Below are 8,827 nucleotides of genomic sequence, written 5' to 3' on the forward strand. Positions count from 1 at the left end.
CGATACCGCCGACGCCCCAGCCTACAACGCCAAGTCCGTTAATCATCGTGGTATGGGAGTCTGTTCCCACGAGGGAATCCGGGAAAACGACCGTTTCGCCGTCAATGGATTTGGTGGCGGCTACGGATGCGAGATACTCCAGATTGACCTGATGGACAATCCCTGTGGATGGCGGTACAGCGCGGAAGTTGTTGAATGCCGTTTGCGCCCAGCGCAGAAAACGGTACCGCTCCTCGTTACGCTCAAATTCTACATTAATATTGTAGTCCAGCGCGTCTCTGGTACCAAAAGCATCAACCATAACCGAGTGGTCGATGACGAGATCCACCGGGACGAGCGGGTTGATTTGTTTTGGATCACCGCCCGCTTTTTTCACGGTATCACGCATGGCTGCCAAATCGACAACTACCGGAACACCCGTAAAATCCTGAAGCACGATGCGTGCCGGGATGAATGGAATTTCCTTGTTGGTGTCACGATCCTCAGCCCAGCCTGTCAGCTGCTGTACATGCTCCTCTGTAATCGCGCGTCCGTCAAATTGGCGAACCGCGGCTTCCAGCAGCACTTTAATGGAGAAAGGCAGCTTGGCAACACCGCTTTTTCCTTGTTCCTCCAATGCCTTGAGACTGTAATAGCGATAAGGCTTGCCGTTGACTTCGAGACTGCGGGCAATGGAGAATTGATCTTTTCCTGACATAGGTATTACCTCCTTGAAGTGAATGCTTGGGGTGAATAGGAATGTCGTTTTTTCGATGTCTTGCATGGTTGGTTTAAATTGGTTGCGTTCTCAATTTCATCTTCAGTGATTCATTGCGTGTTAAAGGTTGAGATGAATGAAAATCGTTTCATTAGATGAAACTTGATTTCAAAATGATTGCTTTTGGATTAAGTATACCGTTTTCAGGCGGTTCCGTAAAGTTTTTTTGACCTAAATTATGCGGCGCAGATTGGAAAATAAAACGTTCGGCTTCCTGGTGTTTCGATGTTCATACCAAGCTTTAGAGATTCATACTTATAGATAGAGAGCATATCAGGGCAGAGAGGGAAGAAGGCAGTTATATATCATCCCGGCTATCCGCGGAAAAGGGTGGCAGGACGAATATGGAGGGATTGGGATGGGGGAGCGGGAATGGAAACAGGCTCTTTTTGCTTACGTGAATCAATACAATCGCAGTGAGGTGAATGGGGTACCACAGCCGGATGAATATCTGGAGGTGGGCCAGCGGATGGAACGAGCGGCGCGGGCGGCCAGATTGGAGCAGTGGTATAACGAACGGGATGCTGTTCCCCTGCGCAGCGAGACACGCGCCAAGCCGTTGCGGATTGTGCAGGATACTCCAGATGAGGCCGTAATAGACGTACAACTGCATGTCCGGCTCTTTTATGAGAAGGGCGGGATGACCCACCGGGAGGATCGCATTGAACGGGAGCGATTGACGTTCACGCGCGAGGGAGAGGCCTGGCAGGTGACGAGAATCGAGCGTGATCCGGCAGAAAGGAAGCCTGCGGGGGGAGAGGTTCCTTTTGAAGAGGCGCCATTTAACCAAGGAGGGAATCTGCCGCTGCTGAATCGCGGTGTGCTGGGCTTTGGCTCATCGGCACGCCCCAGTCGATATCGCCGCGAAGAAGCGGCGGCCTATGCGGATCAGTGGTGGGATAGCTTCAACCCGGAGTTTGAAGGTTTTGATGTGGATTGCACCAATTATATCTCGCAATGCCTCTTTGCAGGGGGCGCACCGATCCACTATACTGGTAAAAGAGAATCGGGCTGGTGGTACAAAGGGAGGGTCGCCGGACGTGAGTTGTGGAGCTACAGTTGGGCGGTTTCCAACAGTCTGGAGCGGTATTTGGACTCCAGCTCATGGGGCTTGACCGCTGAACAGGTGAGCCGTCCGGAGCAGCTTACGCTGGGAGACGTCATTTTTTACGATTGGGACGGTGACGGAACCTTTCAGCACAGCACGATCGTAACGGCCTTTGATGCGGGCGGCATGCCGCTTGTCAATGCGCATACGGTAAGCTCCAGACATCGTTATTGGGACTACAAAAATTCGTATGCGTGGACGGATAGCACGGTATACCGCTTTTATCATATCGCCGACTATTTTTAAAAGAGATGATGAATAACAGGTACAGTGATGCAAATCAGGCACAATGACGTAAGCAGGAAAGCGGAGGATAGCATGGGAAAACAAAAATTAACCGTAGGGCTGGTGTACGGTGGCAAATCAGGTGAACATGAGGTTTCGCTGCAAACGGCGTATGCGGTAATGAATGCGTTTGATTATGAGAAATACGAGATTATTCCTTTTTATATTACAAAGGCTGGCGATTGGCGCAGAGGGCCGCTGCTAAGCTCACCTTTGGCTTCATTGGAGCAATTGAAGTTGGAACGTGTTGAGGGGGGAACCAAAGCGGCCTTAGATACACTGTTCGGCAAGCTGTACGGAGAGCAGACGTTGGATGTGCTGTTTCCATTGCTGCACGGCACCTTTGGCGAGGATGGAACGATTCAGGGCCTGTTCGAAATGGCGGATATGCCTTATGTCGGCGCAGGAGTGCTGGCTTCTGCCGCAGGGATGGACAAAGGCGTCATGAAGAAGCTGTTTGAGCATGCAGGCTTGCCGCAGGTGAAATACTGTTATTTTAATAGTACACAGTGGGCACAAACCAGCCATGATCTGGTACGCAGCATTGAAACTGAGCTTGGCTACCCGTGCTTTGTCAAACCGGCGAATCTGGGGTCAAGTGTTGGTATTTCCAAAGCCAATAACCGGGAAGAGCTGGAGAAATCTGTAGAACTGGCTTTGCAATTTGATCTGAAGGTGATTGTGGAGGAGTACGTGGATGCCCGTGAGATTGAGGTCAGCGTGCTTGGCAACGACGAGCCGATTGCTTCCGTACCAGGTGAAATTGTATCGTCCAGCGATTACTACGATTATGCTGCCAAATATACAGACGGCCAATCGGAAATGCTTATTCCGGCACCGTTGGACGAGGAAGTGGCAGATCGTATTCGTGAGGCCGCATTACAAGCATTCCGCGCGCTGGAAGGCTGCGGGATTTCCCGTGCCGATTTCTTCGTCAGACGCTCGGATGGACATATTTTGATCAATGAAGTGAACACCATGCCGGGCTTTACACCGTTCAGCATGTATCCATTGCTGTGGAGAGAAACCGGAGTATCCTATCAGAGTCTGCTGGACCGCATGATTGCACTCGCACTGGAGCGTTATGAACGCAGGTCGGCACTTCACTACGAGAACTCATAAAACGAACCAAGGGGAGCTGAGCACTCTCCTTTTTGTTCATATGTAAGGAAAGGTGGGGCTAAACATGGGCTTTCAAACCGAATTTAACTCAGTGTGTAAGTTCAAGAGCGAACAGGAATTGTACGAACTGCTGGAATACGGACGCGGTAAAATGGTTAAATCCGGTCTGCGCGTATTTCCGACAGGCCAGAAGGTCATCGCTTACAGCGTGGCCAACGTGGCAGTAGCCATCGTGCAGATTGTGGGCTGTATCGCTGAAATCAATTTTCAGGGTGACGAAGTAACCGAGGTTGAAATGATCCTTATTCGCAAGCTGAATGAAGAGGAATCGAGAATTCAGACCGCCTTGGCGGATGAAATGTTTTTTGGAGCGCAGCAGCAATCCTAAAGCTGTGTTCTTATTGTAATATGTGTGGCGACACCGAATCAGCAGGTGCTTTTCCGGGTATGATCAGTAGAAAAAGGCTTTAGGCCACTAATCAAAAACGGCTTTGCCTGTACTGAGATCTGCTGAAAGGAAGGACATCCTATGATAGTAAGGTTCGGCTATGTAGCCATGTCGGTCAACGTACAAAATGCATCACCCTCTAAAACTATGACGCTGGCCAGCTTTAACAAGATTGAAGACCGGGAGGCCGCGATCCGTAAGCTGGAGCGGATTGCAGCCGAAAATCTTCATAATACCTTGAGGCTGCTGCGTCATAATAGGGCGAATGATATTGAGGTCTATCGGTTCTCATCCAAGCTGATTCCGCTGGCAACCCATCAGGATTTGCGGGATTGGGACCCATTTCAGGCGCTTGCACCTGATTTTGCAGAGGTGGGGAACTATGCCAAGGCGAATGGAATGAGAGTGTCATTTCACCCGGATCATTTTACGGTGCTGAGTACCCCTCGTCCCGAAGTGCTGCAAAGCTCGATTAACGATCTTCAATATCATAAAGCAATGCTGGAGGCGATGGGACTCGGTGCAAATGCCAAGAACAACATTCATATCGGTGGGGCATACGGAGATAAGGTGACCTCGGGTCAGCGTTTTGTAGAGCAGGTCGGTGCGTTGGAGGTTTCGTTAAAAGAGCGGTTGACATTGGAAAACGATGATAAGACCTTCAATGCTGTGGAAACGCTGGAAGCCTGCAAGCTGACAGGGCTGCCGATGGTTCTCGACATTCATCATCAATGGGTGAATAACGAGGGCGAGAAGCCCTGGGAGCTATGGCCCGACATTTTGTCTACCTGGAAAGGGGGATGGGCCCAAACGGGGGCTTTTCCTGATCACCCATTGCCGCCCAAAGTCCATGCATCCAGTCCCAAAAGCGAAAAAGATCCCCGAAGTCATGCGGACGGTGTTGAGGTTGAGCCGTTGCTTACCTTTTTGCGCCATATTGCCGGATATACGGATCGGATAGACGTCATGCTTGAAGCCAAGCGTAAGGATGAAGCGTTGTTTGGATTGATGGATCAATTGCGCCTTCAGGAGGGTGACGGGATTAAAGTACTGAATGGAGCATCCGTGGAAATTACGCCTTAATGAGTAGGATTATGCGGATAATCCTCCCAAATAGAGAAACTTTATGGAATATATTGTGTATACTAGATTGTGTAAACTAGCAAGGTTGTATTTTAACAGAGATGGTTAAGAGACTGTGCTGTATGGCAGCTCGTAAACCACGTAACAATGATATAGAAAGTAGAGTGAACACGTTGAACGAACATGAAAACGAAAAGGTTCCCTATATCGTATCAAGAAAAAGCTATACCGCCGTCGCTATTAACGCGGCATCCAAAGCCGGAGAATGGATTAAGAGCAGACTAGGAACGGTTGAACAATTGAACACCAAGCACTCTCCTGCGGATCTGGTGACCGAGGTGGATAAAGGTGCGGAGCAGATGATCCGCAGGCTGATTCTTACCCATTTTCCCGATCATGCCATTTTGGGTGAAGAGGGCGTGGAGCCAGGAGCTGAAGCTTCAGCTCGCGCATTAGAGGCTGCCCGTGAAGAGGAATATTTATGGATTATTGATCCGGTAGACGGCACCACTAATTTTGTGCACAGTCTGCCATTCTACAGCGTGTCTATTGCCTTGGCCCACCGTGGAGAGGTGATTGTCGGCGTCATTTATGATCCGTCCCGTGATGAGATGTTTGTGGCGGAAAAAGGAAAGGGCGCCTATGTACATGGCAATCGGATGCAGGCATCGAGAGAGGAAACACTGGGAGATAGTCTGGTATGCATTGGCTTCCCACCAGATCGTGCGTTTGCACAACCGCTGAATATGAAAATTGCGCAGGTTCTTACGCCGCAGGTACGTGGCATTCGGGCGCTCGGATCGGCAGCCCTGCATCTGGCTTATGTGGCGTCGGGACGGCTGTCAGCCTATTGCGAAATCGGTTTGAATGCCTGGGATGTAGCAGCGGGAGCTTTGCTGGTACAGGAATCGGGCGGAATGATCACAGATACGCTGGGCAGACCTTATGATTTGAGCGTGCGACATATTGCAGCTACGAATACAGCTATTCATTCCCAACTTATTCAAGTGCTGAAAGAAGCAGATGCAACCGGGTTATAATACACCTATATCGCTTATCGTTGAAGGAGGAAGGATGATGGGCCAATCCGAAGATTTGGAGCGCGAGCTTAGTGAATTGCTGACAGAAGGCGAAATTCGTGAGAATGAGGCCAAAAAACGGGAGCGGCTCAGTCCTAAATATGAGGTGCGGATTCAAACGCATATTGATCCCATTGTCGAGGAGACCCGCAAATACCGCAGTATGGCACGCGAACTGGACGACCGATACGATGAATATATGAGAAAGACGAAACAATCGAAACCCTCCGACCGAAGCTAAGCAAACACAAATACCTCTTGCCGAATGACCAAGGCATGGGGTATTTTGTATGTTATAAGCGAAGGAGGCGACATTCACGGATGACCTATTTGAAGAGCGCTTACAAAAATGCTGGAATCCATCATACTAAGCTATAAATTCGCGGGTAAGTTAGCGGAGGTGCGTATCTGGAATTATCCCAGGACTGCTGGAGATATTCAGTCTGGTATGAACCGATCTCTCAGTAGAGATGAAGCTGGTTTAATTGGGGCATGGAACCCAGATTTGTTGACAACGGGAATTGTTTATGATGCTACCAAGAGAAATAATGGAGTTGTTGCAGGTTTTGAAGCTACTCTTTCCCCCTTAAGCTTAAAGATCACAGAAAAAGAGACCAAAAAATGGTACTAACCTGGGATAAAGATTTCTATTACTGCAAGAAACAAGGCAGGCGTGGTATCTAACAGCGGAACCATTTACACGAACACAAAGAAGAAATGATCATCTAAAGAAGTTGGCTTTCGAGCCAGCTTCTTTTTTGTATTTGAAAAGCTGGGGGTTCCGGAAAGCATTAGACATGAGTAGTCATCCTTTGAACCTAATGAGATGAGAGCCGGTCTGCCAACTGCACCAATATCAAAGGCGGAAAAATCAATTCTGGTGTAGAGGATATTATGTGGATACGATAGGACGAAATAAAAAGGTAATTTCATCATTAAAATAAAAGATTTCTTATCCGATAATGATAAAGAGATTATTTTGTCGAATTTTGCGTTCAGAAGGAATATCTGAAATTAATATTTGCAAAACGGGAAGAGAGAGGGAATTTCTGTGTGAAATTGTTTCAATCTATCAGGGTTTTTGGCAGTTCGATAATGCTTCTCTAGGTTGAGATACGAAAGGGTGATGGAGGGCTTTATCTTTTTGAAAGAGTTGGATGCAAAACAATTCTTTTATTTGTTTAAAATATGCAACATAAAAAACGGTCTTATGGTTTCGGCGGGACCGTTTCCCCCTCTCATCCCCTCTCATCGGGGAACTGAAACGTCAGGGGATTGAAACATGCTTGACTGCAAGCGACCATCAACTTTTATGATAAACGACGAGTTGTTTTTGCAGAAAATGCTAGACGGAACAGGGGAAGGAAAATATGAAATGCAATAAAATAACAAACGCTTTTTTAGCCTTAATTATGCTTTTGGGGATCATACTGCCTATTTTTATTCCAACAAGTTTGGTACGTGCTGCAAATGCTGTGGAACCTATAAACTTCATTACTACTGATGGGTCAGATGACACAATCAAAATAATCAATCTTCCTGTTAATACGACACCGGGAGCCAAGACTACCGTAGAGTTCTGGACGTATTGGAATGGGACGAATTTTGTCAAGCCGTTTGGTTGGTACATCTATAATCTTTATTTTGCCAATGGATACTTTGGATTTAATCAAGCTGATGGAAGTGTCTTAGGAATTCCTTCTGCTGAGTTGAAGAACAAATGGGTTCATGTAGCAGCAGTCTTTACGAATGGTGTTCCAACGGCTGATACAAATGAGCTTTACATCAACGGAGAGAAACAATCCATTAGTTTATTTCTCACGCAACAGACTGAATCTAAATCGGTTACTCCAATGGCCGTCATATCCGGATGGGGGCACGACTCAAAGTATAAATTCGCGGGTAAGTTAGCGGAAGTGCGTATCTGGAACTATGCCCGGACTGCTGAAGATATTCAGTCTGATATGAACCGATCTCTCAGTGGAGATGAAGCTGGTTTAATTGGGGCATGGAACCCAGATTCGTTGACAACGGGAATTGTTTATGATGTTACCAAGAGAAATAATGGAGTTGCTACAGGTTTTGCTGCTCCGCTCTTTAACTTGCAGATAACAGAAAAAACAGATCAGAAAATGGTACTAACCTGGGATAAAATTGCAAATGCAGAAACCTATGTACTTAAGCGAAATAATTCAATCATTTACCAAGGAGCGGATTCTACTTTTACAGATACAGGGTTGTCTCCATTTACCGATTATACGTACACGCTTATTGCCCGGAATAGTAACGGGGAGACCAATGAGGCTAAAATAATAGACAAAACGAATAAATCGGTATTGCCAACTCTGGCAAACATCGTAACCACCGCTACAAACTCGTCTATTACGCTGGATTGGGATGATGTTGCTGGGGCTACGACTTATGAGTTGCAGCGTGACGGTGTTAGTATCTACAGCGGAAGCGAATCCAAATTTACCGATAGTACAGGGTTGACGGCAGCAACGACCTACACGTACACATTGGTAGCCAAGAACGGAACCGGAGAAAGCAGTCCTGCATCGGTGCAAGTAAAGACAGCCGATCCGACGCCAACTGATCCGACACCGACTACTTCAGCGCCAGCGACTCCGACGAATCTAACAGGCACAGCCACTGCAACGAGCATTAAGCTTAGCTGGGATGCGGTGGACTACGCACAAAGTTACGAGTTGCAAAGAGATGGACAAGTGGTGTACACGGGAAGCGACCTGACCTATACGGATACAGGCTTGAAGGAGTCCACGACCTACACGTACACATTGGTAGCCAAGAATGGAACTGGAGAAAGCAGTCCGGCATCGGTGCAAGTAAAGACAGCTGATCCGACGCCAGCCGATCCAACGCCAGCCGATCCAACGCCGACTGATCCAACGCCGACCACTCCAGCCCCGGCGACTCCAGCGACT

General features: G+C 47.9%; 9 protein-coding genes. 8 read left to right on the forward strand and 1 reads right to left on the reverse strand.

The features are described 5' to 3' along the window. The coding region (locus tag L693_RS28285; RefSeq protein WP_269320856.1) for an aconitase family protein at window positions 1-697 on the reverse strand (697 nt) is incomplete at its 3' end. Between the two features lie 418 nt (window positions 698-1,115). Here L693_RS28285 and L693_RS0118590 point away from each other — a divergent pair. From L693_RS0118590 to L693_RS0118630, 8 genes are all read left to right on the forward strand, one after another. After that, entirely contained in the window at window positions 1,116-2,111 is a 996-nt protein-coding gene (locus L693_RS0118590; protein ID WP_025718971.1) for an amidase domain-containing protein, read from the forward strand. A 72-nt stretch (window positions 2,112-2,183) separates the two neighbouring features. After that, window positions 2,184-3,272, forward strand: coding sequence for a D-alanine--D-alanine ligase (locus L693_RS0118595; RefSeq protein WP_025718972.1), 1,089 nt, complete (start codon window positions 2,184-2,186; stop codon window positions 3,270-3,272). A 64-nt stretch (window positions 3,273-3,336) separates the two neighbouring features. Then, window positions 3,337-3,660 carry a hypothetical protein gene (locus tag L693_RS0118600; RefSeq protein ID WP_025718974.1) on the forward strand — a complete coding sequence of 108 codons (324 nt, stop codon included), beginning with the start codon at window positions 3,337-3,339 and terminating at the stop codon, window positions 3,658-3,660. A gap of 141 nt (window positions 3,661-3,801) precedes the next feature. After that, complete coding sequence (gene uvsE / locus L693_RS0118605) at window positions 3,802-4,803, forward strand: UV DNA damage repair endonuclease UvsE (RefSeq protein ID WP_025718976.1); 1,002 nt, start codon at window positions 3,802-3,804, stop codon at window positions 4,801-4,803. Between the two features lie 122 nt (window positions 4,804-4,925). Further along, window positions 4,926-5,843, forward strand: coding sequence for an inositol monophosphatase family protein (locus L693_RS0118610; protein ID WP_197030001.1), 918 nt, complete (start codon window positions 4,926-4,928; stop codon window positions 5,841-5,843). A 37-nt stretch (window positions 5,844-5,880) separates the two neighbouring features. Then, complete coding sequence (locus L693_RS0118615) at window positions 5,881-6,123, forward strand: hypothetical protein (RefSeq protein ID WP_025718978.1); 243 nt, start codon at window positions 5,881-5,883, stop codon at window positions 6,121-6,123. A 108-nt stretch (window positions 6,124-6,231) separates the two neighbouring features. After that, window positions 6,232-6,513, forward strand: a complete 282-nt coding sequence (locus L693_RS0118620) for a hypothetical protein (RefSeq protein WP_025718980.1) — start codon at window positions 6,232-6,234, stop codon at window positions 6,511-6,513. Between the two features lie 739 nt (window positions 6,514-7,252). Beyond that, the coding region (locus L693_RS0118630; protein ID WP_025718981.1) for a fibronectin type III domain-containing protein at window positions 7,253-8,827 on the forward strand (1,575 nt) is incomplete at its 3' end.

It is taken from the genome of Paenibacillus sp. 1-18 (genome assembly GCF_000520755.1).
Taxonomy (GTDB): Bacteria; Bacillota; Bacilli; order Paenibacillales; family Paenibacillaceae; genus Paenibacillus; species Paenibacillus brasilensis.

Coding starts and splice junctions, on each gene's coding strand:
- L693_RS0118590 (WP_025718971.1), top strand. CDS start 1,116: ATGGGGGAGCGGGAATGGAAACAGGCTCTTTTTGCTTACGTGAATCAA.
- L693_RS0118595 (WP_025718972.1), top strand. CDS start 2,184: ATGGGAAAACAAAAATTAACCGTAGGGCTGGTGTACGGTGGCAAATCA.
- L693_RS0118600 (WP_025718974.1), top strand. CDS start 3,337: ATGGGCTTTCAAACCGAATTTAACTCAGTGTGTAAGTTCAAGAGCGAA.
- uvsE (WP_025718976.1), top strand. CDS start 3,802: ATGATAGTAAGGTTCGGCTATGTAGCCATGTCGGTCAACGTACAAAAT.
- L693_RS0118610 (WP_197030001.1), top strand. CDS start 4,926: ATGGCAGCTCGTAAACCACGTAACAATGATATAGAAAGTAGAGTGAAC.
- L693_RS0118615 (WP_025718978.1), top strand. CDS start 5,881: ATGGGCCAATCCGAAGATTTGGAGCGCGAGCTTAGTGAATTGCTGACA.
- L693_RS0118620 (WP_025718980.1), top strand. CDS start 6,232: ATGCTGGAATCCATCATACTAAGCTATAAATTCGCGGGTAAGTTAGCG.